Here is a 26,721-nt window from a genome sequence, read left to right on the forward strand (position 1 = left end):
TCCTTGCGATGAATGTTGTATGTGTTTGTTATAAAAAGCCGGGATCGAGCCCGGCTATAGTTATTGTTTATCGCGTAAGGAAGTAATATTCAAATGAATTATGACCGGATGCTTTCCCAGCTCAGACTAAAGCGAGCCAGATATTTGCGCAGTCGGTCGGCGTCGTTAGGATTGGCTTTTTTGAGCCGTGAAACGGCAAACAGTTCACGTCCGGCTTCAGACAACGATGCGCTGCGGCGACATACCTCCAGCACCGTTTCAAGTTGCCGCTGGTCAAAGAGGTCAATCTCCATGTCAGTTGCAGGCTGCGTCACGTCAGTTTGCCAGTCGGTCTGAAGACGTGAGATCTCCTCCAGCACCAGATCCTGAGTAATACGCCCTCGTTCCGCCAGCGTCGCCATGCGTGCGACGCTGGCGCTCAGTTCGCGAAAGTTGCCCCGCCACAGCGCCCTGCTGGAACAGGCAAAGGCCAGATAGCCTTCGCGCGCCTCTTTATCGAAGCGGATTTGCGTCTGGCTTTCGCGAGAGAAACGTTGAAGTTCGTAGTCGACATTCGGCGTGATGTCCTCTTTCCGTTGGGCAAGGCCTGGCAAGGCAAAGCTCCACATATTAATACGGGCATAGAGATCTTCACGAAAACGTCCCTCTGCCACCCACTGGCGCATATCACGGTGGGTTCCGGCGATAAGTTGAAAATCGCTGTGAACTTCTTTATCGGAACCAAACGGGAAAAAAGTTTTCTCTTCAATGGCTTTGAGCAGCATCGCCTGTTCATCCAGGCCTAGTTCGGCAATCTCGTCGAGGAAAAGGACGCCGCCATCGGCTTCACGCAGCAGGCCGCTGCGCGCCGACAGTGCGCCGGTAAAGGCTCCTTTCACATGGCCGAACAGCGTGGACATGGCGTTATCACCGCGCAGGGTCGCGCAGTTGACGGAAACCAGCTTGCCGGAAACTTGATGGCGTGACTGCTTAAGCTGATAAATGCGGTTCGCGAGGAACGACTTGCCCGCGCCGGTGGGGCCGGTCAGCAGGATCGGGGCTGTTGAACGTAGCGCCACGCGTTCAATCTTGTCGATAAGAGTGTTAAAGGTGGCATTTCGCGTATCAATGCCCGCTTTCAGAAATGAGATTGACTGCTGCTGCTCGCGCTGAAAACGGTTGGTAAGGGTCGTGTAGCGGCTTAAATCCAGGTCGATAATTGAGTAAGTTCCGGCTGCAGTCTCCTCAGCAGAGGCTTCTTTTCTGGCAGGGCCAGTCTGCAAAAGGCTGGCGGGAAGATAGCGGGCTTCCGTCAGCAGGAACCAGCAGATCTGCGCCACATGCGTGCCGGTGGTGATGTGGACGAAATACTCTTCGTGATCGGTATCAAAAGTGTACTGGGTGGCGAAATCGAGAAACGCGGCATAAACCTCTTCGAAATCCCATGGGTCTTCAATGATTACCGTGCTGGGACGCACCTCGGTGTGGGGGGAAACCAGCACAATATCTTCCGCCAGTTGCTGAGCCATGCCGAGATCTCGCGGTTGATGTAGCAGCTCCAGCCTGTCGACCGGGAAATCCGGCTGTTGGCACAGCCCGACGGTCGGTCGCCATTTGCGAAAGCGATTAGCCCGCTTTCCCCGTTTATCCATCACGGTGCCAAGCACCCCGATCACCACCTTCCGCTTCTTCATGTTTATCCAGAAAGATAATTGTCGATATAACAGGATAAAAAATGTTGAGCCGAACGGCAATGCATGAAAAGCCTGATAAATAAAAAATCATTAATTATCAATAAAATAAAAAAATAAAAACGGCGATTTTTGTTTTTGGCACGCTTCTGGCAATACAGATAACGTCACGACGTTGAGCACACTGGGGGTTAAGGCCCCGTCGGCGCACCAGGAACGGCAAGGCTGTTTTCCAGGGGCGTTCCGTCAACCAATGACAGACAGAAGGGTTCGATTCCCGATTCATTCTCCCAATGAAAACTGGTTGTAAACATCAAAGTAAAAACGGGGATTGCGCAGTCAGCAATCCCAATGAAGGTCGCCGGTAATGGCGCCGGATCGCAGGCGAAAAGGCATTCCCCTGTGATTTCGTGCCTGCACCCGCGCCTGACTTTAAGGAATATAAAATGGCTAAAAAAATCACGATAAAAAAAGGTCAGTTAGGACTGGTAGCAAAAGCTGGCGATTATTACCGGGTACTGGAGGCGGGTGAACACCGTCTGGGTTGGTTCAATACTGACGACGTGCTGGTGGTGAGCCAGGACGGCAGCGAGGTGCCGGGTGCGCTGGCGGATTATCTGCGCCGCTTTCAGCCTGACTGGGTGGCACGTTACTGCCTGGCGGTTGATCTTACTGCGGATGAAATCGGGGTGTTATCGAACAACGGCGTATTGCAGGAGATTGTGCCGCCTTGTACACGTCGTCTGTACTGGCAGCAGGATGCGGCGTTGAGCCTGCGAAAAATTGATACCCGTGATGTGCGGGTGCCGGAGGACGTGATGAATGCTGCTCTGCAGCCGCGTCGCAATGGCGCGGTAAAAGGGCGTGACGCGATGCTGGTCGTACAGGTACCTGCCTGGCACGTCGGGGTGGTGAAAATCGACGGAGAAATTCAGGCACTGTTACCGCCGGGACTGACGGCTTACTGGAAAATTAACCATCTGGTTGAGGCAGAGGTAGTGGATACGCGCCTTCAGGTGGTGGAAGTGAGCGGGCAGGAGATCCTGACGAAGGACAAAGTTAACCTGCGCCTGAACCTGGCGGCTAACTGGCGTTACAGCGACGTGTTGCAGGCCTGCGGACAGCTTACGAAACCACTGGAACATTTGTACCGCGAACTCCAGTTCGCACTGCGTGAAGCGGTCGGCACCCGCACTCTCGATGAGTTACTGGAAGATAAGCAGATCATTGACGAGGTGGTCAGCAAACAGGTGCAAGGCCGCCTGTCATCCTTTGGAATGGAAATTGCGTCGCTTGGGGTAAAAGATATTGTTTTACCTGGTGATATGAAAACGATTTTATCCCGTCTGGTAGAGGCCGAAAAATCGGCCCAGGCGAATGTTATTCGCCGACGCGAAGAAACGGCGGCGACACGATCGCTGTTAAACACCGCAAAGGTGATGGAGAACAACCCGGTGGCGCTGCGTTTAAAAGAGCTGGAAACCCTGGAAAGGGTCGCGGAGCGTATCGACAAAATTTCAGTATTTGGTGGCCTGGACCAGGTATTACACGGCCTTGTTAACCTGAAAGGATAACGCAATGCAACAGAATGATTTTGAATTACTGACGGCGCCATACGGCGCCCCGATCAAAATGTGGACTCACGGTGTGCCCGTGGAACCAGAGGCACAGGCGCAGTTACTGAATACCGCAAAGATGCCGTTTATTTTCAAACACCTTGCGGTGATGCCCGACGTTCATCTCGGTAAAGGCTCAACCATCGGCAGCGTGATTCCGACCAAAGGGGCAATTATTCCTGCGGCGGTTGGCGTGGATATTGGCTGTGGGATGATTGCCGTTCGCACGTCGCTGGTGGCCGGTGATTTGCCGGATAATCTCAGCGGTTTACGTAGCGCCATCGAACAGGCTGTGCCGCATGGGAGAACCAATACCCGTTCTCGACGGGATAAAGGCGCGTGGGAAACACCACCGAAAGAAGTGGACGATCGCTGGTGGGTGCTGGCCCCACGTTTTAAACAACTCACGGATAAATACCCGCAGTTGCTGAAAACCAACAACTACCAGCATCTGGGCACGCTGGGTACCGGAAACCACTTTATTGAAATTTGCCTCGATGAGCAGCAGCGCGTCTGGGTGATGTTGCACAGCGGCTCGCGCGGCGTAGGAAACGCCATCGGTAATGTGTTTATCGCCCTGGCACAGCAGGATATGCAGCATCACCTGGGACATCTGCCGGATAAAAATCTGGCCTATTTTCAGGAGGGAAGTCGTCACTATGAGGACTACATCGAGGCAGTGGAGTGGGCGCAGGATTTTGCCCGCCACAATCGGGAAGTGATGATGTCGCGCGTGCTGGCGGCGCTCTCTCGCGAAGTGACTAAGCCCTTTATTACGCAGCAGGAGGCGGTTAACTGCCATCACAACTATGTGCAGAAAGAGCATCACTTTGGGGAAGAGGTACTGATCACGCGCAAAGGTGCGGTGTCGGCGCAGAAAGGGCAGATGGGGATTATTCCGGGCTCAATGGGCGCAAAGAGCTTCATCGTGCGTGGCCTCGGCAACGAGCAAAGCTTCTGTTCCTGCAGCCACGGCGCTGGGCGAGTGATGAGCCGCACGGCGGCAAAAAAACGCTATACCCTTAGCGACCATATTCAGGCGACCTCTCACGTAGAGTGTCGCAAAGACAATGAGGTGATCGATGAAACGCCGATGGCCTATAAAGACATTGATGCCGTGATGGCCGCGCAATCGTCGCTGGTGGAGATCGTTCACACCCTGCGACAGGTAGTGTGTGTAAAAGGATAAAAAAATGAGCAACAACGATGTTGATAGCGCGATGCGCGCAAGTGTCTGCGCGCAACTTCGCGATATAGAGCAGCGCTATAACGTGCGCGTGCTCTACGCCTGTGAATCGGGCAGTCGGGGATGGGGTTTTGCCTCACCGGATAGCGATTATGATGTGCGGTTTTTGTACGTTCACCGCCCAGAATGGTATTTGCGCGTCGAAGCCCAACGGGATGTGATCGAGCTGCCGATAGGTGATGAACTGGACGTATGTGGCTGGGAATGGCGCAAGGCACTGGGCCTGCTGAAGGGGGCAAACCCGACGCTTATCGAGTGGCTGGATTCCCCTGTTGTTTATCAGGAAGATGAGACGGTAGTGGCCGAGTTGCGCGCGCTAATACCTGCGTGGTTTTCGCCATTGCGCGCCCGCTGGCATTACTACTCAATGGCCCGAAAAAACTTCCGTGGATATTTACTGGGGGAAACGGTTCGGCTGAAAAAGTACTTTTATGTTCTGCGACCTTTGCTGGCGGCGCGGTGGGTAGAAGCGGGGAAAGGCGTTCCACCGATGCGTTTTGCCGAACTGCTTGCCGGGAGCGAACTGTGTGCGCCGTTACGTGCGGAAATCGATGCATTGCTGGAAATAAAACAGCGCGCAGGTGAAACGGAATATGTTCCTAAACGGCCCTTACTCCATGCTTTTTTGCAAAGTGAGCTGGTGAGAGGAGAAGTACCGTCGGTACTACCCGACAGCAGAGAAGGAAATTTAAAAGATCTGGATTCGTTGCTGATGAGAACAGTAATGAAAAGCTAAAGAATGGCCCGGTGGTGAAAACGCCCGGGCCATTCTTGCGCTTATTCAAACAAATTCTGATGAAGCTTCTGCACCACCTGCTCGGCCTGATCGGCTGGCACCAGGAAGCAGAGGTTATAGCTGGACGCACCGTAGCAAATCATGCGGATGTTGAACGGGTCGAGCACGCCAAACACCTCTTTGCCCACGCCGCAGGCGCGTGACAGCTTGTTACCGATGATGGCAACCAGCGCCAGGTCTTCTTCTACTTCCACGCGGCACAGCTCAGACAGCTCAATCAGCAGCGACTGCGTCAGCAGGGTATCACCGGTTGAGGTAGAGCCCGTGGTGTCCAGCGTCAGCGCAATGCTCACTTCAGAGGTGGTGATCAGATCCACGGAGATATTGTGGCGCGCCAGAATGCCAAACACTTCCGCCAGGAAACCGCGGGAGTGCAGCATATTGTGGCTATGCAGCGTGACCAGCGTCTGGCGACGGCGCAGGGCCAGGGCGCGGAACAGCGGCGGGTTTTCCGTTTTCTTGCAGACCAGCGTCCCGCCCGCTTTCGGATCTTTACTGGAGCCGACGAAGACCGGAATATCGCTACGTACGGCAGGCAGCAGCGTTGCCGGATGCAGCACTTTCGCACCAAAGGTGGCCATTTCCGCCGCTTCTTCAAACGCGATCACATCAATACGTTTCGCCGCGGAAACGACACGCGGGTCGGTGGTGTAAATACCCGGAACGTCAGTCCAGATATCCACGCGCGTGGCATGCAGGGCCTCGCCCAGCAGCGCGGCGGTGTAGTCGCTGCCGCCACGGCCAAGCGTGGTGGTGCGGCCCTTCGCTTCGCTGCCGATAAAGCCCTGGGTGATCACGATACCGTCTGCCAGACGCGGGGCCAGTTGCTGATTGGTCAGCTCGGCCAGTGCTTCAACGTCCGGCTCGGCGCGACCAAAGCGGTCGCTGGTGCGCATCACTTTACGCACGTCAAACCACTGCGCCTGAATGTTACGCTCGCGCATGATTTCAACAAACAGTAGGGTGGACATCAGCTCACCGTGGCTGACCAGTTCGTCGGTCAGGGCGGTGGAGGTGGCCAGTGAGGCGGCTTCTGCCAGGGTGGTGATGTTTTCCAGCAGACGTTCCACTTCCTCGCGGATGACGTTCGGGTTCTGCAGACGCTCAAGAATGTCGAACTGAATTTTGCGCAGTGCATCCAGCTTCACGAAACGTTCTGTCGCTTCCAGTCCTTCAGACAGAGAAACCAGCAGGTTCGTCACGCCGGCAGATGCAGACAGCACCACCAGGCGGGTATTCGGATCGGCCAGCACCACATCGGCGCTGCGGTTCATGGCATCGTAATCGGCCACACTGGTGCCGCCAAATTTGGCGACCACAAAACTCGTCATAACAACCTCGTGTCAGGGAATGAATAAGCGACCTTGGCACAAGAGTGAAACGAAAACAGGTGCAGGCGCAAAATACGGCCCTATAAATAAAATGCGGGGGAGGTCCTGTCAATGCTGGGATTATGCGGATTTTTTATGGGGGGGTACCCCTGAGAAACAGGACTTATAACAGGGCCAGATTTTATGCTCCGTTTTAGGGCATTTTGACCGACATTTCACCGCTCCTGGAAGGCGCTTCAGCAGCTATACTTTTCGGGTCTTTTCACCTGTGTTTGATGCAGGCCAGGGCAATGGCATAAAAACCATCACAATTTTTATTTGCAGGCGCTACAATCGACCGCAGTCACAATTCTCAAATCAGAAGAGTATTGCTAATGAAAAACATCAACCCAACGCAGACCGCTGCCTGGCAGGCACTCCAGAAACATTTTGATGAAATGAAAGACGTCACCATCGCGGATCTGTTCGCGAAAGATGCCGATCGTTTCAACAAGTTCTCCGCGACTTTCGACGACCTGATGCTGGTGGATTTCTCTAAAAACCGCATTACCGAAGAGACGCTGGCAAAACTGCAGGATCTGGCGAAAGAAACCGAGCTGGCGGACGCCATCAAATCCATGTTCTCCGGTGAGAAGATCAACCGCACCGAAGACCGTGCCGTGCTGCACGTCGCTCTGCGTAACCGTAGCAATACGCCAATCATCGTTGACGGCAAAGACGTCATGCCGGAAGTGAACGCGGTGCTGGAAAAGATGAAAACCTTCTCCGAAGCGATCATCTCCGGTAGCTGGAAAGGCTACACCGGCAAAGCGATCACCGACGTGGTAAACATCGGTATCGGCGGTTCTGACCTCGGCCCGTTCATGGTGACCGAAGCGCTGCGTCCGTACAAAAACCACCTCAATATGCACTTTGTGTCTAACGTCGATGGTACCCACATTGCCGAAGTGCTGAAGAACGTGAACCCGGAATCCACCCTGTTCCTGGTTGCGTCTAAAACCTTTACCACCCAGGAAACCATGACCAACGCCCACAGCGCGCGCGACTGGTTCCTGAAAACCGCGGGCGACAACAAGCACGTGGCGAAACACTTCGCGGCGCTGTCTACCAACGGTAAAGCCGTCAGCGAGTTCGGTATCGACACCGCGAACATGTTCGAGTTCTGGGACTGGGTTGGTGGCCGCTACTCTCTGTGGTCTGCAATTGGCCTGTCCATCATCCTGTCCGTGGGCTTCGACAACTTCGTTGAGCTGCTCTCCGGCGCGCACGCGATGGACAAACACTTCTCCACCACCGCACCAGAGAAAAACCTGCCGGTGCTGCTGGCGCTGATCGGGATCTGGTACAACAACTTCTTCGGCGCTGAAACCGAAGCGATCCTGCCGTACGACCAGTATATGCACCGCTTTGCTGCGTACTTCCAGCAGGGCAACATGGAATCCAACGGTAAATACGTGGACCGTAATGGCAACGCGGTGGACTACCAGACTGGCCCAATCATCTGGGGCGAGCCGGGTACTAACGGCCAGCATGCTTTCTACCAGCTGATTCACCAGGGCACCAAAATGGTACCGTGCGATTTCATCGCGCCGGCTATCACCCATAACCCGCTGTCCGATCACCATCCGAAGCTGCTGTCCAACTTCTTCGCCCAGACCGAAGCGCTGGCGTTCGGTAAATCCCGCGAGGTGGTAGAGCAGGAATACCGCGACCAGGGTAAAGATCCGGCCACGCTGGACCACGTTGTCCCGTTCAAAGTGTTCGAAGGCAACCGTCCAACCAACTCCATCCTGCTGCGCGAAATCACGCCGTTCAGCCTGGGTGCGCTGATTGCTCTGTACGAGCACAAAATCTTCACGCAGGGCGCGATCCTGAACATCTTCACCTTTGACCAGTGGGGCGTTGAGCTGGGCAAACAGCTGGCAAACCGTATTCTGCCAGAGCTGGGTGATGATAAAGCGATTACCAGCCATGACAGCTCGACCAATGGTTTGATCAACCGTTATAAAGCATGGCGTGCGTAATTAAAACGTCATGAAAACGTGCCGGCTTAATGCCGGCATTTTTTATCGGATAATTCCTGATGTCTGTTAGTTAACTCAAATTCTGGTTCTGAGTTTAATCCGAAAAAGACGCTTAACCCGTTAATTGCTGCGGTTTATTTTAAGAAAATACGCAGAAGTCAGTTAATATCTCTATATTATAACTTTTTGATTTTTATTGGTTATATATTTTCCTGTTTTTCCTTTCATTTCGATTTTATCCATTAGTCCGAAAACCCTCTCCCTATTTCCCCTTACGGCAAACCCGCGGCAGTAGTTGTGTATACTCGATTCCGCCTGAAATTCTTTTCGGGCAAATCTCCATTCATTCATTGAAGGGAAATTGTTATGAAGAAAGTACTGTATGGCATTTTTGCCATATCTGCGCTTGCGGCGACATCTGTCTATGCAGCTCCGGTTCAGGTCGGGGAAGCGGCAGGGTCGGCTGCGACGTCTGCGTCTGCGGGGAGTTCTACCGCAGCCAGCGCCAGCACCGTAAGTTCAGCCGTGGGTGTCGCGCTGGCGGCAACCGGTGGCGGTGATGGCTCCAACACCGGAACCACGACCACCACGACAACCAGCACCCAGTAATAGCGGGTGTTTTAATCATAACCACACTTCGGTGTGGTTATTTCGCCCCTTCGGAGAAGAGTCGTGAAGCGACCTGCAATCATTCTGATTTGCCTGCTGCTGCAGGCGTGCTCGGCCACCACTAAAGGGCTGGGAAACTCACTGTGGGAAAGCCTGTTCGGCACACCGGGCGTGCATCTGACCGATGACGAACTTCAGAACATGCCCTATGCCAGTCAGTACATGCAGCTTAACGATGGCCCGCAACTGTTTGTGGTGCTCGCTTTCGATGAAAACGGGCAGCAGAAATGGGTGACGCAGGATCAGGCCACCATCGTGACGCAGCATGGCCGTATCGTGAAAACCCTGTTGGGCGGCGATAACCTGCTGGAGGTGAATAATATCGCCGACGACCCGCTGATCAAGCCGAACCAGATCGCCGACGGCGCAGGCTGGACGCGCACGATGGGCTGGACCGAACACAAGCAGGTGCGTTACGCCACGGCACGCTCGACCTTCCGCTGGGACGGCACCGACAGCGTGAAAGTCGGCAGCGACGAAACGCAGGTTCGCGTGCTGGATGAAGAGGTCACCACCGACCAGGCCACCTGGCATAACCGCTTCTGGATCGACGAGGAAGGGCAGATCCGTCAGTCCTTACAGTATCTCGGTGCCGGTTTCTTCCCGGTCAAAACCACCCTGATCAAGGCGGCGAAATCATGAAAACGCTCATTCACGTTGCGCTTATCGCCAGTTTTGCCGCGCCGCTGGCATGGTCCGCCGGGACAGTAAAGGTCTACACGCCGGACAGTGAAAAACCCAAAACCTTAACCCACGCCGAGCATCTGCTCGATCTTGTCGGACAGCCAAGGCTCGCCAACAGCTGGTGGCCAGGCGCGGTCATCGCTGAACGGCAGAAGACCGTGGAAGCGGAACAGCAGCACAAGGCGCTTCTTGCCAGGCTAACGGGACTCGCGGATCAGGAAGATGGCGACGACGCGGCGGCCATTAATAGCGTCCGTCAGCAACTGCAGGCGCTGAAGGTGACGGGCCGACAGAACGTCAATCTTGACCCGGATGACGTGCGCGTCACGGAAAACGGCAACCCCACGCTGGAAGGGGACTATACGCTCTGGCTTCCGGCGAAGCCGACGACGGTGACCGTGATGGGGCTTATCAGCAGCCCAGGTAAGAAGCCCTTTACCCCCGGTCGTGACGTGGCGAGCTATCTCGACGAGCAGAGTCTGCTGAGCGGCGCGGATAACAGCTACGCCTGGGTGGTTTACCCTGACGGCCACACGCAAAAAGCCCCTGTCGCTTACTGGAATAAGCGTCATATCGAACCCATGCCGGGCAGCATTATTTTTGTCGGTTTTGCCGACCATTTCTGGACGAAGGCGTATGACGGGCTTAACGCCGATATCCTTCACTCCCTGATTCAGCGGATACCGGAATAATGAAAAGAACCTATCTCTACAGCATGCTGGCGCTCTGCGTGAGTGCCGCCTGCCATGCAGAAACGTATCCGGCACCCATTGGCCCGTCTCAGTCAGACTTCGGCGGCGTCGGTTTACTGCAAACGCCCACCGCGCGTATGGCGCGTGAAGGGGAAATTAGCCTTAACTACCGTGATAACGACCAGTATCGCTACTACTCGGCGTCGGTGCAGCTGTTCCCGTGGCTTGAAACCACCCTGCGCTATACCGACGTGCGGACGAAACAATACAGCAGCGTCGAGGCGTTCTCAGGGGATCAGACCTACAAAGACAAAGCCTTCGACGTCAAGCTGCGCCTGTGGGAAGAGAGCTACTGGATGCCGCAGGTCTCCGTGGGCGCCAAAGATATCGGCGGTACCGGCCTGTTTGATGCGGAATACATCGTGGCCAGCAAGGCCTGGGGACCGTTTGATTTCTCACTCGGTCTGGGATGGGGCTATCTCGGCACCAGCGGCAACGTGAAAAACCCGTTTTGCTCCTACAGCGATAAATACTGCTACCGCGATAACAGCTACCAGAAAGCGGGATCCATCAACGGTGACCAGATGTTCCACGGTCCGGCGTCACTGTTTGGCGGCGTTGAATATCAGACGCCCTGGCAGCCGTTACGCCTGAAGCTGGAGTACGAGGGGAATGACTACTCGCAGGACTTCGCCGGGAAAATTGAGCAGAAGAGCAAGTTTAACGTCGGCGCCATTTATCGCGTCACCGATTGGGCCGACGTTAACCTCAGCTACGAGCGCGGCAATACGGTGATGTTTGGCTTCACGCTGCGCACCAACTTTAACGACATGCGGCCGCACTACAATGATAACGCGCGGCCTGCATACCAGCCGGAGCCGCAGGATGCGATTCTGCAGCACTCCGTGGTGGCAAACCAGCTGACGCTGCTGAAATACAATGCCGGTCTGGCGGATCCGAAAATTCAGGTGAAAGGCGATACGCTGTACGTGACCGGCGAGCAGGTGAAATACCGCGACTCGCGGGAAGGGATCGAACGCGCCAACCGGATCATCATGAACGATCTCCCGGACGGGATCCGCACGATCCGCGTGACGGAGAATCGTCTCAACCTGCCGCAGGTGACGACGGAAACGGACGTTGCCAGCCTTAAGCGCCACCTGGAGGGCGAACCGCTTGGGCATGAAACCGAGCTGGTACAAAAACGCGTTGAGCCGATCGTGCCGGAGACCACCGAGCAGGGCTGGTATATCGACAAGTCGCGCTTCGATTTCCATATCGATCCGGTGCTGAACCAGTCCGTCGGCGGGCCGGAAAACTTCTACATGTATCAGCTGGGCGTCATGGCGACGGCGGATCTGTGGCTCACCGACCACCTGCTGACCACTGGCAGCCTGTTCGGCAACATCGCCAACAACTACGACAAGTTCAACTACACCAATCCGCCAAAAGACTCGACGCTGCCGCGCGTGCGTACCCGCGTGCGTGAGTACGTGCAGAACGATGCTTACGTGAATAACCTGCAGGCCAACTACTTCCAGTACTTCGGCAATGGCTTCTACGGCCAGGTGTACGGCGGGTATCTGGAGACCATGTACGGCGGCGCGGGGGCAGAAGTGCTTTATCGTCCTGTCGACAGCAACTGGGCGTTCGGGATTGATGCCAACTACGTCAAACAGCGTGACTGGCGCAGCGCCCAGGACATGATGAAGTTCACCGACTACAGCGTCAAAACCGGCCACCTGACCGCCTACTGGACGCCGTCGTTCGCGCCTGACGTGCTGGTGAAAGCCAGCGTCGGCCAGTACCTGGCGGGCGACAAGGGCGGCACGCTGGATATCTCCAAACACTTCGACAGCGGCGTCGTGGTGGGCGGCTACGCCACCATTACCAACGTCTCGCCGGACGAGTACGGGGAAGGGGACTTCACCAAAGGGGTTTACGTGTCGATTCCGCTGGATCTGTTCTCATCCGGTCCAACCCGCAGCCGCGCGGCCATCGGCTGGACGCCGCTGACGCGCGACGGCGGTCAGCAGCTTGGACGTAAGTTCCAGCTGTATGATATGACGAGCGATAAGAACATTAACTTCCGCTGATGCTTCACGCCGGGCGGCACTGCGTTTGCCCGGCCTACGGTTTTGTAGGCCCGGTAAGCGCAGCACCACCGGGCGAATCACAAGCGGCGCAGCAGCCTCGCCGGGTTCCCGGCATAGACACCTTTCTCGACGATCGATTTCGTCACCACGCTTCCCGCCCCAATCACCGCTCCGTCGCAAATGGAGACCGCCAGGATGGTGGCACCGCTGCCAATCGACACATCATTTCCGATGGTAATGTGGCCCCAACTGGTCCGGTCGGCGTTCGGTTTCCCCTCACGAAACATATCGTTGGCAAACATCACGCCATGGCCAACAAAGCAACGCTTACCGATGGTCACATACTCACAGATGAAGGTGTGCGACTGAATTTTGCTGTCGTCACCGATGCGCGAATTGCCCTGAATTTCAACAAACGGGCCGACGAACACGCCGTTGCCCAGTACACAGTCGTAAAGATTAGTGGGTTCATATACGGTCACATTGTCGCCGCACGTCACGTTGCGAACCCCGGTTGGTTTACGATCCATCGGTTACCTCCCTACATAAAACATAATTAAAAAATATAGATCTCCGTCACATTTTTGCGTTATACAGAAACCTCGCCCTGGAGAATGAGGTGCTGTATGACATCCCTGACTCGCCCGCGCGTTGAGTTTATCTCAACTATCCTCCAGACCGTGCTTAACCTCGGTCTGTTGAGCCTTGGCCTGATACTGGTCGTCTTTTTGGGTAAGGAGACGGTGCATCTGGCGGATGTGCTGTTTGCCCCTGAACAAACCAGCAAATATGCGCTGGTGGAAGGACTGGTGGTCTACTTTCTCTACTTTGAATTTATCGCCCTGATTGTGAAGTATTTTCAGTCTGGCTTTCACTTCCCGCTGCGTTATTTTGTCTACATCGGGATCACCGCGATTGTGCGGCTGATCATCGTCGATCATAAATCCCCGCTCGACGTGCTGATCTACTCGGCGGCGATCCTGCTGCTGGTGATCACCCTCTGGCTGTGTAACTCGAAGCGGCTGAAACGCGAATAAAAAAATGGCGGCCCGGAGGCCGCCTAACAACAGTCACAAGTTGGGTCAATACAATACGTCTAAAGTTGAGGGTTGCAGTGGCATAACACAATGAAACTTAACCTTTCACACCGCCCGCCGTCAGGCCGTTGACCAGCCAGCGCTGCGCCAGCAGGAACACCACGGTAATCGGGATGGCAGAGAGTACGGCCGCCGCGGCAAAGTCGCCCCACAGGTAGTTTTGCGGGTTGAGGTATTGCTGCATACCCACGGCCAGGGTGTAGCTGTTCACATCACGCAGTAACAGTGAGGCAACCGGTACTTCGGTGATCGCAGCGATAAACGACAGGATAAACACCACCGCCAGAATCGGCACCGACAGCGGCAGCAGCACCAGGCGGAACGCCTGCCACGGGGTAGCTCCATCCAGCGCGGCCGCTTCTTCCAGCGAGCCGTCGATGGTTTCGAAATAGCCTTTAATGGTCCACACATGCAGTGCGATTCCGCCAAGGTAGGCGAAGATCACGCCGCCATGGGTGTTCAGACCGATAAACGGAATGTACTGGCCCAGGCGGTCAAACAGGGCGTACAGCGCCACCAGCGACAGCACCGCCGGGAACATCTGGAAAATCAGCATCCCTTTCAGCAGCGTCGCTTTGCCCGGGAAACGCATACGGGCAAAGGCGTAAGCGCAGGTGGTGGACAGCGCCACGATACCGATCGCAGTAATGCCTGCGATTTTCACCGAGTTCCACAGCCACAGCAGCACCGGGAACGGCGGCGGCGTGACGCGGCCATCCGCGTGCTCCACGCTGAAGCCCAGCGCGAGCTTCCAGTGCTCCCATGAGATTTCGTCCGGGATCAGGCTCCCGGTGGCGAAGTTACCCGAACGCAGGGAGATGGCGATTACCATCAGCAGCGGGAACATGATCGCCGCGATAAAAATCAGCAGGCCTAAATGCGTCGCCAGGAGGCGCAGTTTCTGAGATTTGGGTTGTACCATAGCCATGTTCAGTGCCCTCCTTAGTCAAATTTCATACGCGTGGCTTTCAGGTTCACTATCGCCAGTGCGCCTACCAGCAGGAAGATCAGGGTGGCAATCGCCGCCGCCAGACCGAAGTCCTGACCGCCGCCGCCTTCGAAGGCGATACGGTAGGTGTAGCTCACGAGCAGGTCGGTATAGCCTGCTGGCGTGGTGGTGCCCAGGCGGTCCGGGCCGCCGTTGGTCAACAGCTGAATCAGCACGAAGTTGTTAAAGTTAAAGGCGAAGCTGGCAATCATCAGCGGGGTGAGCGGCTTGATGAGCAGCGGCAGCGTAATCTTAAAGAAGTTCTGGAACGGGCCCGCACCATCCATCGCCGAAGCTTCGTACAGGTCATCCGGGATGGCCTTCAGCAGCCCCATGCACAGGATCATCATGTACGGATAGCCCAGCCAGGTATTGACGATGATGATCATCGAGCGGGCGGTGGTTGGGTCGCTGAACCAGGCCGGTTTGATGCCGAACAGCGCGCTCAGCATCATGTTGATTTCACCGAAGCTCTGGTTAAACAGCCCTTTGAAAATCAGAATCGAGATAAACGATGGCACGGCATACGGCAGAATCAGCAGCACGCGGTAGATCGCTTTGCCCTTCAGGGATTCCCACTGGACAAGACAGGCCAGCACCATGCCCACGGCCACGGTGAGGATCACGGTCAGTACGGAGAAGACCACCGTCCAGACGAAGATGGCGAAGAACGGTTTCTGAATGCCTTCGTCGGTAAACACGCGGGTAAAGTTGTCCCAGCCGATGGTGACGGTGTAGCCCGGGCTGAGCTTGTCATCACCCCATTTGCCGTCGGCAGTAATGGACTGATAGAAACCAATGTCGTTATTCGGACGATATTTCACACCGCTCTGGTTGTTGGTCAGCGTGCCGTCATCCGCCAGGGTATAGAGCGGTTGGGTGCCTGAGAACTGGCGCAGCGAGCTCATGATCACTTTGCTTTCGTCCGGCAGCACGGCGGTGAGCTGGGTCAGCGCCTGACGGTTCTGGGTAATGACGCGCAGGTTGGCACGTTCACCTTCCGGCAGGGCTTGCGCCTCTTTTAAGGCCAGCTTCTGCTCGCCGCCAAATTTGAAGGCGTCAGAGACATAGTATTTCCCGCTTGCTTCGTCAGTGAGCGCTAACTTCCACTCGTTGCCTGCAGGATAGAGGCCGAAGTTAAAGGTCTTGCCTGCCTGGTATGAGCGGTCCAGCAGGACCTGCTGCGCGCGTTCCTGCGCAAGCTGGTTGGTGCTGCTGTAGTTGGTAAACGCAATGGCGACGGTACAAATCAACGGGAACAGGACAAACAGCCCCATCCCGGCCACGCCAGGGTAGACATAGCGCCAGGCGTAGGCTTTACGGTTGGCGAAAATATACAGGCCAGCAGAGCTTAAAATCAGCGTCATGATGGCGAACAGATATTCCCCTTGTACGTACATTAAAACAACAAGGTAACCCACCAGCAGGCACAGCAGACCGATCGCTGACCACTTCAGCGCGTCGCTTTGCCACCAGCGTTTCTTTTTAATGACATCCATGGGGTTCTTCCTCTACAACGGTGGAATCTTATCGTCAGGTGGCGCTGCGCTTACCTGACCTACGGATCGTGCCGTAGTCGTAGGGCGGGTAAGCGCATGCGCCACCCGCCGTTTTTCTGCTTACTTAGTAATACGACCCTGAGCATCTTTCAGCGCGGCATCAACGGTCTGGCGACCGCTTGCAGCGTTGATAACCGCGGTACGGGTGGCGTACCAGAATGCGGCCATCTGTGGGATGTTCGGCATGATTTCGCCTTTCTGGGCGTTATCCATGGTGGCCGCGATACGTGGGTCTTTCGCCAGCTGATCCTGGAAAGATTTCAGCGCGACGGCGCCCAGCGGTTTGTCCTTGTTCACTTCATCCAGACCCTGATCGGTCAGCAGGTAGTTTTCGAGGAACTCTTTCGCCAGCTCTTTGTTCGGGCTGGCAGCGTTGATGCCTGCGCTCAGCACGCCAACGAACGGTTTAGACGGCTTGCCTTTGAAGGTTGGCAGCAGCGTCACGCCGTAGTTGATTTTGCTCTTATCGATGTTGGTCCAGGCCCACGGACCGTTGATGGTCATCGCGGTTTCGCCTTTGTTGAACGCCGCTTCCGCGATGGAGTAATCGGTATCCGCGTTCATGTGTTTGTTCTTGATCAGGTCAACCAGGAAGGTCAGGCCCGCTTTCGCACCTGCGCTGTCGACGCCCACGTCTTTCACGTCGTATTTGCCGTTTTCAAACTTGAATGCGTAACCGCCGTCGGCAGCAATCAGCGGCCAGGTGAAGTACGGCTCTTGCAGGTTGAACATCAGAGCAGATTTACCTTTCGCCTTCAGCTCTTTATCCAGTTTCGGGATCTCTTCCCAGGTTTTCGGTGGGTTAGGGACCAGGTCTTTGTTGTAAATCAGAGACAGGGCTTCGACCGCGACAGGGTACGCGATCAGCTTGCCGTTATAGCGAACGGCATCCCAGGTGAACGGGAACAGTTTGTCCTGGAACGCTTTGTCCGGGGTGACTTCAGCCAGCAGGCCAGACTGCGCGTAACCGCCGAAACGGTCATGCGCCCAGAAGATGATGTCCGGGCCGTCGCCGGTTGCCGCAACCTGCGGGAATTTCTCTTCCAGTTTGTCCGGATGCTCTACGGTCACTTTGATGCCGGTGTCTTTCTCGAATTTTTTGCCCACTTCGGCCAGGCCGTTATAGCCTTTGTCGCCGTTAATCCAGATAACCAGTTTGCCTTCTTCAATTTTGGCGAGCGCCGGTGCGGAAATCATCATTGCTGCGAGGGCGGACAATGCGAAAACGCGTGCGCCAGTCTTGATATTCATATCTGCCATCCTTTTTGGTGATGTCTCGTGGTATGACTTCAGTGGTTCAACGTGACTCAGTCTCCTTATTTGACATCCTCTTTCCATCCTCCCAACCCCTACGCCCCACCCCCCGTTTGTGTGATCTCCGTTGCATAAATTTAAGTTATGAGTGCTGGCGCACATAAAAACGCACTGAATTTTGCAGGCGGCTTCACGAATTTTGCCCTGGCCCGCCCGTGCCGGTCGCAGAGCCTGCTCTCTCATCCTCCCGCCTCCTCCCCCATAAAAAAGCCGGGGGGTGGAGGATTCGGGAAAGTAATGCATACCCCATAGTGAACTTATCTTGAATGTTTCTGTCGGTGACAGGTTGTAACGAAGGGAGAAGGGCATGGCGAGCGTACAGCTGCGTAATGTAACGAAAGCCTGGGGTGACGTTGTGGTGTCGAAAGACATCAATCTGGACATCCACGAAGGTGAATTCGTGGTATTTGTCGGCCCATCAGGCTGCGGTAAATCAACTCTGCTGCGTATGATTGCCGGTCTTGAAACCATCACCAGCGGCGACCTGCTGATCGGTGATACCCGAATGAATGACATCCCGCCTGCCGAACGTGGCGTAGGCATGGTGTTCCAGTCTTATGCTCTCTATCCCCATCTTTCCGTCGCCGAGAACATGTCTTTTGGTCTGAAGCTGGCCGGCGCGAAGAAAGAGGTCATTAACCAGCGCGTGACGCAGGTGGCGGAAGTGTTACAGCTGGCGCACCTGCTGGAGCGTAAGCCGAAAGCGCTTTCCGGCGGTCAGCGTCAGCGTGTGGCGATCGGCCGTACCCTGGTCGCCGAGCCGCGCGTCTTCCTGCTCGACGAACCGCTTTCCAACCTGGATGCCGCCCTGCGCGTCCAGATGCGTATCGAAATCTCCCGTCTGCACAAGCGTCTTGGCCGCACGATGATTTACGTCACCCACGATCAGGTCGAAGCGATGACCCTCGCCGACAAAATTGTGGTGCTGGATGCCGGCCGCGTGGCGCAGGTGGGCAAACCGCTGGAGCTGTATCACTACCCGGCAGACCGCTTTGTTGCGGGCTTCATTGGCTCGCCAAAAATGAACTTCCTGCCCGTCAAAGTGACCGCGACAGCGATTGAACAGGTACAGGTGGAGCTGCCAAACCGCCAGCAGGTCTGGCTGCCGGTCGACAGCGCCAACGTACAGGTGGGGGCAAACATGTCCCTCGGTATTCGTCCTGAGCATTTACTGCCGAGCCACATCGCCGATGTGACGCTGGAAGGTGAGGTTCAGGTCGTCGAACAGCTTGGTCACGAAACACAGATTCATATCCAGATCCCCGCCATCCGTCAGAACCTGGTCTACCGCCAGAATGACGTGGTGTTGGTAGAAGAGGGTGCCACATTCGCTATCGGCTTGCCGCCAGAGCGCTGCCATCTGTTCCGTGAGGATGGCACTGCATGTCGTCGGTTGCACAAAGAGCCAGGCGTTTAAGCAATCCCAAAAGAAGACACGAAACCGACAGGTGAAGTGTTCAAAGAAAAGCAATGATCTCAGGAGATAGAATGATGATTACTCTGCGCAAACTTCCTCTGGCAGTTGCCGTCGCAGCGGGCGTAATGTCTGCTCAGGCAATGGCCGTGGATTTCCATGGTTATGCTCGTTCCGGTATCGGCTGGACGGGGAGTGGCGGCGAACAACAGTGCTTCCAGGCAACCGGTGCTCAAAGTAAATACCGTCTGGGTAACGAATGTGAAACCTATGCGGAACTGAAGCTGGGCCAGGAAGTGTGGAAAGAAGGCGACAAGAGCTTCTACTTCGACACCAACGTAGCGTACTCCGTGGCGCAACAGAACGACTGGGAAGCCACTGATCCGGCGTTCCGTGAAGCCAACGTGCAGGGTAAAAACCTGATTGAGTGGCTGCCAGGTTCCACCATCTGGGCCGGTAAGCGCTTCTATCAGCGTCATGACGTCCACATGATCGACTTCTACTACTGGGATATTTCAGGTCCTGGTGCGGGTATCGAAAACGTCGATCTGGGCTTCGGTAAACTGTCTCTGGCCGCGACCCGTTCTCAGGAAGCGGGCGGTTCATACATCTTCACCAGCAACGATATCTATCATAACTTCAAAGACACCGCTAACGACGTCTTCGATGTGCGTTTAGCGCAGATGGAAATCAACCCGGGCGGTACGCTGGAGCTGGGTGTTGACTATGGCCGAGCTAACAAAACTGACGGTTACAGCTTCGCTGACGGCGCATCTAAAGATGGCTGGATGTTCACCGCTGAACATACCCAGAGCATGCTGAAAGGCTACAACAAGTTTGTTGTCCAGTACGCTACCGATGCAATGACCACTCAGGGCAAAGGTATTCCGCAGGGTTCCTTCACCGGCAACAACTATGACAAAGACGCTGAAATTGGTGTTGTAGACAACAAGATCAACAACAACGGCTCTCTGGTTCGTATTCTTGACCACGGTGCGATCTCTCTGGGTGACAGCTGGGATCTGATGTACGTCGGTATGTATCAGGATATCGATCGTGACGACAACAACGGTACGACCTGGTACACCGTGGGTGTGCGCCCAATGTATAAATGGACGCCAATCATGAGCACCTTGCTTGAAGTGGGCTACGACAACGTTAAGTCGCAGAAAACTGACGATACCAACAACCAGTACAAAATTACCCTTGCACAGCAATGGCAGGCCGGTGACAGCATCTGGTCCCGTCCAGCGATCCGTGTCTTCGCAACTTACGCGAAGTGGGATGAGAAATGGGGTTATGACAACGGCATTGCAAAAAGCGATACCAAAGCCACAACCTACAGCCGCGGTGACAACGACGAGTGGTCCTTCGGCGCCCAGATGGAAATCTGGTGGTAATACCGTCTTAACCTGACGTAATGACCAAACTGAGGGGCGCAAGCCCCTCAATCCTTGGGACGGCGCGCTATTGCCTGGCTACCGCTGACCTGTGCATTTTGAGGTGATAACAATGAAAATGAACAAAACTCTCCTTGCCCTTTGTTTATCCGCAGGGCTGCTGGCGAGCGCGCCTGCTGTAACGCTCGCTAATGTGAATTTCGTTCCGCAAAACACAACATCCGCGCCGGCCATACCGGCCGCAGCGTTGCAACAGCTGGTCTGGACGCCTGTCGATCAATCTAAAGCCCAAACGACCCAGCTCTCGACGGGGGGACAACCGCTTAATGTTCCAGGCATCAGTGGCCCGGTGGTCGCATACAGCGTGCCCGCTAACATTGGCGAACTGACGTTAACGCTCTCCAGTGAAGTCAATAAACAGACCAGCGTCTTTGCCCCGAACGTGCTGATTCTTGACCAGAACATGACGCCTTCTGCATTCTTCCCGAGCGAATACTTTACCTATCAGGAACCCGGCGTCATGAGCGCAGACCGCCTGGAAGGGGTAATGCGCCTGACGCCTGCGCTGGGTCAGCAGAAAATTTATGTTCTCGTCTTCACCACGGAAAAAGATTTGCAGCAAACCACCACGCTGCTTGATCCCGCTAAGGCCTATGCCAAAGGCGTAGGTAACGCCGTACCGGATATTCCGGACCCGATTGCCCGCCATACCACTGACGGCCTTGTGAAGCTGAAAGTATCGACCAGCAGTGCATCCAGCGTCCTGGTCGGCCCGCTGTTTGGCTCCTCCGGTACCGGCCCTGTCACCGTAGGCAACACCGCTGCACCTGCCTATACCGCGCCAGCTGCCACGGCAGCCGCACCGGTAGCAACCGCAGCGCCAGCCCCGGCGAAGAAAGCGGAGCCGGTACTGAACGACACCGAAGAATACTTCAACAACGCCATTAAGCAGGCGGTGAAGCGCGGCGATGTCGATAAAGCGCTGAAACTGCTTGATGAAGCCGAACGTTTAGGTTCAACCACTGCCCGTTCCACCTTTATCAGCAGTGTAAAAGGCAAGGGGTAACCGTTTCCCCGCAGTGCTGATTTGTTAGTCGTTTGGTGCGCCTGAGTGGGCGCACTTTTTTTCGTCTCCGCCGGGCTGTTGCACTCTTGTTGCGATCGTGATCGTTAAATAACGTTTGGCCCCCCTCAATCCGTGTTTCTGCGATACAATGCCATTACGTTATGTATCGGAGAGTCTGGCATGTCACACCCTGCGCTAACGCAACTGCGTGCGCTGCGCTATTTCGACCAAATACCTGCGCTTGATCCCCAGCAACTGGACTGGTTGTTGCTGGAAGATTCCATGACAAAACGTTTTGAGCAGCAGGGAAAAACGGTCACGGTGACCCTGATTCAGGAAGGGTTTGTCTCCGGCGATGAGATCGCCAACGAGCTGCCGCTGCTGCCGCACGAGCCACGTTACTGGCTGCGTGAAATTTTACTTTGTGCCGATGGCGAGCCGTGGCTTGCCGGGCGGACGGTGGTGCCCGAGTCCACCCTTTCCGGGCCAGAACTGGCGCTGCAACGTCTGGGGAAAACGCCGCTGGGGCGTTACCTTTTCACCTCGTCTGAGCTTACCCGGGATTTTATTGAGATTGGTCGTGATGCCGAACTGTGGGGTCGTCGTTCCCGCCTTCGCCTGAGCGGTAAGCCGTTAATTCTGACGGAGCTTTTTTTACCGGCATCGCCGTTGTACTAAGAGGAAGAAAAAATGGAGTGGAGCCTGACGCAGAATAAGCTGTTGGCGTATCACCGCTTAATGCGTACCGATAAACCGATTGGCGCGTTGCTGCTGCTGTGGCCGACCCTATGGGCGCTGTGGGTTGCCACGCCGGGCGTGCCGCCGCTGTGGATCCTTGGCGTGTTCGTGGCTGGCGTCTGGCTGATGCGCGCGGCGGGCTGCGTGGTCAATGATTATGCCGATCGTAAATTCGACGGTCATGTAAAGCGTACTGCCGGTCGTCCGTTACCCAGCGGGCAGGTCACCGGGAAAGAAGCCCGCGTGCTGTTCATCATTCTGGTGCTACTCTCTTTCCTGCTGGTGTTAACCCTCAACACCATGACCATCCTGCTTTCCGTTGCGGCGCTGGCCCTGGCCTGGGTTTATCCGTTTATGAAGCGCTATACCCACCTGCCTCAGGTGGTGCTCGGGGCGGCGTTTGGCTGGTCGATTCCGATGGCGTTTGCGGCGGTTAGTGAGTCCTTACCGCTCAGCTGCTGGTTGATGTTCCTGGCGAATATACTTTGGGCGGTGGCGTACGACACGCAGTACGCGATGGTTGACCGCGATGACGACCTGAAAATTGGCATCAAATCCACCGCCATTCTGTTTGGCCGTCAGGACAAGCTGATTATCGGTATCCTGCAGGTCGCGGTACTGGCGCTGATGGTGGCGATCGGTCGCCTGAACGGGCTGAACTGGGAGTTTTACTGGTCCGTGCTGGTGGCGGGGCTGCTGTTTGCCTACCAGCAAAAGCTGATTGCGAAGCGCGAACGCGACGCCTGCTTCAAGGCGTTTATGAACAATAATTACGTCGGCCTGGTGCTGTTTTTAGGGCTGGCGATGAGCTACTTCATATAAAAAAAGCCGGGTGGCGGCTTCGCCTTACCCGGCCTACGATTTAGCAGGATATGTAGGCCCGGTAAGCGTCAGCGCCACCGGGCGTTTTTTTACCGGCGACGCAACAGCCGGAGCGCGTTCGCCGTCACCAGCACCGTCGCGCCGGTATCCGCCAGCACCGCCAGCCACAGCCCGGTCATGCCCAGCAGCGTGGTCACCAGGAAAATCCCCTTCAGCCCCAGCGCGATGCCGATGTTCTGACGGATATTGGCCCGCGTCGCGCGCGCAAGATCGATCATCTGCGCCAGTCCGGTCAGGCGGTTGTGGGTCAGCGCCGCGTCAGCCGTTTCCAGCGCCACGTCGGTACCGCTGCCCATCGCAATACCGATGGTGGACGCTTTCATCGCCGGGGCATCGTTAATCCCGTCACCGACCATCGCCAGCGGCGCCTGAGCAGTCAGTTCCGTCACCGCGCTGACCTTATCCGCCGGCAGCAATCCGGCTTTAAACGCCAGCCCCAGCTCACCGGCAATGGCGGCGGCCGCGCGCGGGTTATCGCCGGTGAGAATCACGCCCTGCACGCCCAGCTGATGCAGCGCCGCCACGGCCTCTTTTGCGTCATCGCGCAGGGTGTCGCGCAGCGCCAGCATCCCTTTTGCTATGCCGTCCTGCATAACGGTCACGACAGTTTGTCCGGTCTGTTCTAACGCCTCCACCTCTGGCGTAGAAGACTTGCCCGCCGCGACAATCAGTACCTTTTTACCGTCAACGGTGGCCTCAATCCCTGTCCCGACCAGCGCCCGCTGGGCAGTTGCCGGAGGGATGTTCAGCCCGCGCGACTGCGCTTCTCGCACAATCGCCTGCGCCAGCGGGTGAGTGGACCCCTGCTCAACGGCGGCGGCCAGGGTCAGCAGTTCATCTTCACTGATGTCCTGCGGATACACGCCGGTCACCTGCGGCTTGCCCACGGTTAGCGTGCCGGTTTTATCAAAGGCGATATGCTGGACCTGGCTTAGCTGCTCCAGCGCCGCGCCGCCCTTAATCAGCGCTCCGCGACGTGCAGCAGCCGCCAGCCCGGACGTAATGGCCGCCGGGGTGGAAATCACCAGCGCGCACGGACAGCCGATCAGCAATAGCGTCAGCCCTTTATAAATCCACCCCTCCCACGGCGCGCCAAAGAACAGCGGCGGAACGACGGTAATCAGCAGGGCAACCAGCATAATGGCGGGCGTGTAGATCCGGCTGAAGCGGTCAATAAAGCGTTCGACCGGCGCGCGGCGCTCTTCGGCCTCTTCAATCAGCTTCAGGATGCGGTCGATGGCGCTGTCACCCGGCTCGGAAAGCACGGTGAGCTGCACCAGACGGTCGACGCTGGTGGCGCCCGCTGGCACTTTTTCACCCGCCTCACGTTCAACCGGAATGGATTCGCCGGTCAGGGCGCTTTCATCAAAGCTCGCGGTGGCGGTAAGCAGCGCGCCGTCTGCAGGCAAACGTCCGCCTGCCGCGACTTCAATCACGTCGCCCGGACGAAGGGTCGTGATGGCGACCGTTTCACGCGTGCCGTTTACCACGCGCGTGGCGGTTTCCGGCTTCAGCGCCATCAGCGCGCTGACCCCTTTACGCGCCCGGCTGGCTGCCCAGCCCTCAAGGCGTTCACCGATTAAGAACAACAGCAGCACCATCGCCGCTTCTGCCGTCGCGCCAATAAACAGCGCGCCGATGGCCGCCACGCTCATCAGCGTTTCGATGGCAAACCAGCTGCCGCTTTTCATCAGGCGTAGCGCCTGACGGGCAATCGGGAACAGACCGACCAGCGTGGTGGCGATAAACGCCAGGTTGCCGAACGGATGGTTAATCTGTTCCAGCCCCCAGCTCAGGGCCATCATGATGATGAGGGTGATGAGCGGCAGGTTTTCCCGCAGGGATGACGTTTTTTCCGCGGGCGCGGCTTCGCTACGCAGGCTGTAACCCGCCTTGCTTACCGCGGCTTCCACCTGTTTGCTGACGTCGTTTTCGGCGCTAACCAGCAGCTTTTCGGTGGCGAACAGCACCTGAACGTGGCTGACGCCCGGCACCTGCTTCACCGCATTTTCTACTTTACGGGCGCAGGCGGCGCAGTCCATGCCGTTAACGACCCAGCTGTAGCGGTTGCCGCTTTCGGGCAGCATTTCCGTTTGCGTTTCGCACGCGCTTTCGCAGCAGCAGTCATCTTGCGGCGGAACCGGACTGAGCTTAAGCGCCGAGAATTGAGGAACTTTTTTGGGTGTTTCTGGAGTCGACATGGCAGTCTCCGGCAATGATAATTTTCTCATTAACCGCAGCATACACTCTGGAGTCGACTCCAGAGTCAAGCGTTATTTAGATATACAGCGAACGCACAATCAGGAAGTGCCCGGCAAAGTAACAGGCGGCGGCAATCGCGTTATCCGCCCGGAAACGGCGGCGATAGTTGCTGCCCAGCCACACGATATTCCCAATCAGCAGCAGCGCGGCGCCGAAGAATGCGGACATTGCCGGAGCGGTCGGACGGAAGAACCACAGTTCACCTGCCAGCCATACCATCACCAGGGTCATGGCGATAAACGTGCAGACCGGCAAACGCATCTCTTCCAGACGCGACCAGATCACCGCGATCAGCAGGGCGCCAATCACCAGCAGAACCAGCGGCAGCGGCCAGAAGAAAGAGAGCGTCATCTGGCTGGCGAAGTAGATGGTATACAGCAGGTGAGACAGGAAAAATGCCCCTACGGCATACAGCAGGCGCTGGCGCGGCAGCAGGGTCAGGGCGTCGCCAATCAGAGAGGCGCACAGCCCGGCGAGCACCAGATAGCTGACGGCGTTGAACATCGGCGCTTGCCAGGCCAGCAGCAACAGGAGCAACAGCGTGACGGGTTTAAACAGCCAGCGCTGCCAGGTGGGACCACGGTACGACGCATCGACATAAAGCCATGCGGAAAAACAGACAGCGATAAATGACCAAAGCATATTAACTCCCTGTATCTGTTAAGTCTGAATAATCAGTTTCTGATCCAGTGTAGTGACGCGGGCGGGCGTTTGGCAATGCCGGGGAAGGCAGGGTATCCTGAATTCCGCATAATCTGATGGGATTGTAGAATGAGCAAGATGCCGCTGTTTTTCATTATCGTGGTGGCGATTATCGTCATTGCCGCCTCGTTCCGCTTCGTGCAGCAGCGCCGCGAGAAGGCGGATAACGATGCCGCACCGCTGATGCAAAAGCGCGTGGTGGTGACGAACAAACGCGAAAAACCGCTCAATGATCGCCGCTCGCGCCAGCAGCAGGTGACGCCTGCGGGCACAACAATGCGCTATGAAGCGAGCTTTAAGCCGGAAACGGGCGGCCTGGAGATGACCTTCCGCCTGGAGGCGCAGCAGTACCACCAGCTGACGGTGGGAGAGAAAGGAACGCTGAGCTACAAAGGGTCGCGATTCGAAGGGTTTGCACCGGAGCGGTAACGCCGGGCGGCACTGCGTTTGCCCGGCCTACAGGGTTTCGTAGGCC

Annotated in this window: 23 protein-coding genes; 15 read left to right on the forward strand and 8 right to left on the reverse strand. The window is 56.2% G+C overall.

Going from position 1 to position 26,721, the window contains the following annotated elements:
• Positions 1-98 precede the first annotated feature (98 nt).
• Positions 99-1,673, reverse strand: a complete 1,575-nt coding sequence (rtcR, locus tag F3J31_RS20470; protein ID WP_048030173.1) for an RNA repair transcriptional activator RtcR — start codon at positions 1,671-1,673, stop codon at positions 99-101.
• A 443-nt stretch (positions 1,674-2,116) separates the two neighbouring features.
• Between rtcR and F3J31_RS20475 the strand changes: the two genes are divergently transcribed.
• The 3 genes from F3J31_RS20475 to F3J31_RS20485 are packed head-to-tail and all read left to right on the forward strand — an operon-like array spanning position 2,117 to position 5,268.
• On the forward strand, positions 2,117-3,244 hold the full coding sequence (locus F3J31_RS20475) for a slipin family protein (RefSeq protein WP_167215017.1): 1,128 nt from the start codon (positions 2,117-2,119) through the stop codon (positions 3,242-3,244).
• Positions 3,245-3,248: 4 nt separating this feature from the next.
• Entirely contained in the window at positions 3,249-4,475 is a 1,227-nt protein-coding gene (locus F3J31_RS20480; RefSeq protein ID WP_167215020.1) for an RtcB family protein, read from the forward strand.
• A gap of 4 nt (positions 4,476-4,479) precedes the next feature.
• Positions 4,480-5,268 (forward strand): nucleotidyltransferase domain-containing protein, encoded by a 789-nt coding sequence (locus F3J31_RS20485; RefSeq protein WP_167215023.1) that lies wholly within the window; start codon positions 4,480-4,482, stop codon positions 5,266-5,268.
• Between the two features lie 41 nt (positions 5,269-5,309).
• Here F3J31_RS20485 and lysC read toward each other — a convergent pair whose 3' ends face one another.
• Complete coding sequence (lysC, locus tag F3J31_RS20490; protein WP_045909145.1) at positions 5,310-6,659, reverse strand: lysine-sensitive aspartokinase 3; 1,350 nt, start codon at positions 6,657-6,659, stop codon at positions 5,310-5,312.
• A 374-nt stretch (positions 6,660-7,033) separates the two neighbouring features.
• Between lysC and pgi the strand changes: the two genes are divergently transcribed.
• The 5 genes from pgi to F3J31_RS20515 all read left to right on the forward strand — a co-directional run bounded on the left by pgi (position 7,034) and on the right by F3J31_RS20515 (position 12,824).
• Positions 7,034-8,683 carry a glucose-6-phosphate isomerase gene (gene pgi / locus F3J31_RS20495; RefSeq protein WP_167215026.1) on the forward strand — a complete coding sequence of 550 codons (1,650 nt, stop codon included), beginning with the start codon at positions 7,034-7,036 and terminating at the stop codon, positions 8,681-8,683.
• 366 nt (positions 8,684-9,049) lie between these two features.
• Entirely contained in the window at positions 9,050-9,292 is a 243-nt protein-coding gene (yjbE, locus tag F3J31_RS20500) for an exopolysaccharide production protein YjbE (RefSeq protein ID WP_008503423.1), read from the forward strand.
• A gap of 63 nt (positions 9,293-9,355) precedes the next feature.
• A complete protein-coding gene (locus F3J31_RS20505; RefSeq protein ID WP_024906676.1) occupies positions 9,356-9,994 on the forward strand; it encodes a YjbF family lipoprotein in 639 nt (212 codons plus the stop codon).
• On the forward strand, positions 9,991-10,728 hold the full coding sequence (locus F3J31_RS20510; RefSeq protein ID WP_167215029.1) for a capsule biosynthesis GfcC D2 domain-containing protein: 738 nt from the start codon (positions 9,991-9,993) through the stop codon (positions 10,726-10,728). Before F3J31_RS20505 ends, F3J31_RS20510 begins: the two co-directional genes overlap by 4 nt.
• Entirely contained in the window at positions 10,728-12,824 is a 2,097-nt protein-coding gene (locus F3J31_RS20515; protein ID WP_023345255.1) for a YjbH domain-containing protein, read from the forward strand. The genes F3J31_RS20510 and F3J31_RS20515 overlap by 1 nt, the downstream gene beginning before the upstream one ends.
• 77 nt (positions 12,825-12,901) lie before the next feature.
• Here F3J31_RS20515 and F3J31_RS20520 read toward each other — a convergent pair whose 3' ends face one another.
• On the reverse strand, positions 12,902-13,354 hold the full coding sequence (locus F3J31_RS20520) for an acyltransferase (protein WP_028015127.1): 453 nt from the start codon (positions 13,352-13,354) through the stop codon (positions 12,902-12,904).
• A 96-nt stretch (positions 13,355-13,450) separates the two neighbouring features.
• Here F3J31_RS20520 and psiE point away from each other — a divergent pair, with 96 nt between their 5' ends.
• Positions 13,451-13,861 carry a phosphate-starvation-inducible protein PsiE gene (psiE, locus tag F3J31_RS20525; protein ID WP_000202963.1) on the forward strand — a complete coding sequence of 137 codons (411 nt, stop codon included), beginning with the start codon at positions 13,451-13,453 and terminating at the stop codon, positions 13,859-13,861.
• 97 nt (positions 13,862-13,958) lie between these two features.
• Here the strand turns inward: psiE and malG are convergent, their stop codons facing one another.
• The 3 genes from malG to malE form a co-directional block, all read right to left on the reverse strand.
• Positions 13,959-14,849, reverse strand: coding sequence for a maltose ABC transporter permease MalG (gene malG, locus F3J31_RS20530; RefSeq protein WP_008500077.1), 891 nt, complete (start codon positions 14,847-14,849; stop codon positions 13,959-13,961).
• 14 nt (positions 14,850-14,863) lie between these two features.
• Positions 14,864-16,408, reverse strand: coding sequence for a maltose ABC transporter permease MalF (malF, locus tag F3J31_RS20535; RefSeq protein WP_048030187.1), 1,545 nt, complete (start codon positions 16,406-16,408; stop codon positions 14,864-14,866).
• Between the two features lie 120 nt (positions 16,409-16,528).
• The gene (gene malE / locus F3J31_RS20540; protein WP_045909150.1) at positions 16,529-17,719 is read right to left on the reverse strand and encodes a maltose/maltodextrin ABC transporter substrate-binding protein MalE; all 1,191 of its coding nucleotides are present in this window, start codon (positions 17,717-17,719) and stop codon (positions 16,529-16,531) included.
• Positions 17,720-18,089: 370 nt separating this feature from the next.
• Between malE and malK the strand changes: the two genes are divergently transcribed.
• The 5 genes from malK (at position 18,090) to ubiA (ending at position 23,222) form a co-directional block, all read left to right on the forward strand.
• The gene (gene malK, locus F3J31_RS20545; protein ID WP_008500080.1) at positions 18,090-19,199 is read left to right on the forward strand and encodes a maltose/maltodextrin ABC transporter ATP-binding protein MalK; all 1,110 of its coding nucleotides are present in this window, start codon (positions 18,090-18,092) and stop codon (positions 19,197-19,199) included.
• Positions 19,200-19,270: 71 nt separating this feature from the next.
• Complete coding sequence (locus F3J31_RS20550; RefSeq protein ID WP_074168353.1) at positions 19,271-20,596, forward strand: maltoporin; 1,326 nt, start codon at positions 19,271-19,273, stop codon at positions 20,594-20,596.
• 112 nt (positions 20,597-20,708) lie between these two features.
• Entirely contained in the window at positions 20,709-21,662 is a 954-nt protein-coding gene (gene malM / locus F3J31_RS20555; protein WP_048226423.1) for a maltose operon protein MalM, read from the forward strand.
• 180 nt (positions 21,663-21,842) lie between these two features.
• Positions 21,843-22,340: a chorismate lyase gene (gene ubiC, locus F3J31_RS20560; protein WP_021242729.1), complete on the forward strand. Its 498-nt coding sequence runs from the start codon at positions 21,843-21,845 to the stop codon at positions 22,338-22,340.
• A gap of 12 nt (positions 22,341-22,352) precedes the next feature.
• On the forward strand, positions 22,353-23,222 hold the full coding sequence (gene ubiA, locus F3J31_RS20565) for a 4-hydroxybenzoate octaprenyltransferase (protein ID WP_063622879.1): 870 nt from the start codon (positions 22,353-22,355) through the stop codon (positions 23,220-23,222).
• An 89-nt stretch (positions 23,223-23,311) separates the two neighbouring features.
• Here ubiA and zntA read toward each other — a convergent pair whose 3' ends face one another.
• Together zntA and F3J31_RS20575 are read right to left on the reverse strand one after the other, a co-directional pair.
• Positions 23,312-25,483, reverse strand: a complete 2,172-nt coding sequence (gene zntA, locus F3J31_RS20570) for a Zn(II)/Cd(II)/Pb(II) translocating P-type ATPase ZntA (protein ID WP_167215032.1) — start codon at positions 25,481-25,483, stop codon at positions 23,312-23,314.
• 76 nt (positions 25,484-25,559) lie between these two features.
• On the reverse strand, positions 25,560-26,186 hold the full coding sequence (locus tag F3J31_RS20575) for a lysoplasmalogenase (RefSeq protein WP_167215035.1): 627 nt from the start codon (positions 26,184-26,186) through the stop codon (positions 25,560-25,562).
• A 129-nt stretch (positions 26,187-26,315) separates the two neighbouring features.
• Here F3J31_RS20575 and F3J31_RS20580 point away from each other — a divergent pair, with 129 nt between their 5' ends.
• Positions 26,316-26,675 (forward strand): DUF2500 domain-containing protein, encoded by a 360-nt coding sequence (locus F3J31_RS20580; protein WP_048030196.1) that lies wholly within the window; start codon positions 26,316-26,318, stop codon positions 26,673-26,675.
• The last annotated feature ends 46 nt before the right edge of the window (positions 26,676-26,721 follow it).

It is taken from the genome of Enterobacter sp. Acro-832 (genome assembly GCF_011752745.1).
GTDB lineage: Bacteria > Pseudomonadota > Gammaproteobacteria > Enterobacterales > Enterobacteriaceae > Enterobacter > Enterobacter quasiroggenkampii.

Excerpts from the sequence above, each read along its gene's own strand:
- ubiC (WP_021242729.1), top strand. The coding sequence starts at position 21,843 with ATGTCACACCCTGCGCTAACGCAACTGCGTGCGCTGCGCTATTTCGAC.
- F3J31_RS20475 (WP_167215017.1), top strand. The coding sequence starts at position 2,117 with ATGGCTAAAAAAATCACGATAAAAAAAGGTCAGTTAGGACTGGTAGCA.
- F3J31_RS20520 (WP_028015127.1), bottom strand. The coding sequence starts at position 13,354 with ATGGATCGTAAACCAACCGGGGTTCGCAACGTGACGTGCGGCGACAAT.
- F3J31_RS20515 (WP_023345255.1), top strand. The coding sequence starts at position 10,728 with ATGAAAAGAACCTATCTCTACAGCATGCTGGCGCTCTGCGTGAGTGCC.
- F3J31_RS20575 (WP_167215035.1), bottom strand. The coding sequence starts at position 26,186 with ATGCTTTGGTCATTTATCGCTGTCTGTTTTTCCGCATGGCTTTATGTC.
- F3J31_RS20510 (WP_167215029.1), top strand. The coding sequence starts at position 9,991 with ATGAAAACGCTCATTCACGTTGCGCTTATCGCCAGTTTTGCCGCGCCG.
- malF (WP_048030187.1), bottom strand. The coding sequence starts at position 16,408 with ATGGATGTCATTAAAAAGAAACGCTGGTGGCAAAGCGACGCGCTGAAG.
- yjbE (WP_008503423.1), top strand. The coding sequence starts at position 9,050 with ATGAAGAAAGTACTGTATGGCATTTTTGCCATATCTGCGCTTGCGGCG.
- rtcR (WP_048030173.1), bottom strand. The coding sequence starts at position 1,673 with ATGAAGAAGCGGAAGGTGGTGATCGGGGTGCTTGGCACCGTGATGGAT.
- malK (WP_008500080.1), top strand. The coding sequence starts at position 18,090 with ATGGCGAGCGTACAGCTGCGTAATGTAACGAAAGCCTGGGGTGACGTT.
- F3J31_RS20485 (WP_167215023.1), top strand. The coding sequence starts at position 4,480 with ATGAGCAACAACGATGTTGATAGCGCGATGCGCGCAAGTGTCTGCGCG.
- malG (WP_008500077.1), bottom strand. The coding sequence starts at position 14,849 with ATGGCTATGGTACAACCCAAATCTCAGAAACTGCGCCTCCTGGCGACG.
- F3J31_RS20550 (WP_074168353.1), top strand. The coding sequence starts at position 19,271 with ATGATGATTACTCTGCGCAAACTTCCTCTGGCAGTTGCCGTCGCAGCG.
- pgi (WP_167215026.1), top strand. The coding sequence starts at position 7,034 with ATGAAAAACATCAACCCAACGCAGACCGCTGCCTGGCAGGCACTCCAG.
- F3J31_RS20580 (WP_048030196.1), top strand. The coding sequence starts at position 26,316 with ATGAGCAAGATGCCGCTGTTTTTCATTATCGTGGTGGCGATTATCGTC.
- malM (WP_048226423.1), top strand. The coding sequence starts at position 20,709 with ATGAAAATGAACAAAACTCTCCTTGCCCTTTGTTTATCCGCAGGGCTG.
- zntA (WP_167215032.1), bottom strand. The coding sequence starts at position 25,483 with ATGTCGACTCCAGAAACACCCAAAAAAGTTCCTCAATTCTCGGCGCTT.
- malE (WP_045909150.1), bottom strand. The coding sequence starts at position 17,719 with ATGAATATCAAGACTGGCGCACGCGTTTTCGCATTGTCCGCCCTCGCA.
- ubiA (WP_063622879.1), top strand. The coding sequence starts at position 22,353 with ATGGAGTGGAGCCTGACGCAGAATAAGCTGTTGGCGTATCACCGCTTA.
- psiE (WP_000202963.1), top strand. The coding sequence starts at position 13,451 with ATGACATCCCTGACTCGCCCGCGCGTTGAGTTTATCTCAACTATCCTC.
- F3J31_RS20480 (WP_167215020.1), top strand. The coding sequence starts at position 3,249 with ATGCAACAGAATGATTTTGAATTACTGACGGCGCCATACGGCGCCCCG.
- lysC (WP_045909145.1), bottom strand. The coding sequence starts at position 6,659 with ATGACGAGTTTTGTGGTCGCCAAATTTGGCGGCACCAGTGTGGCCGAT.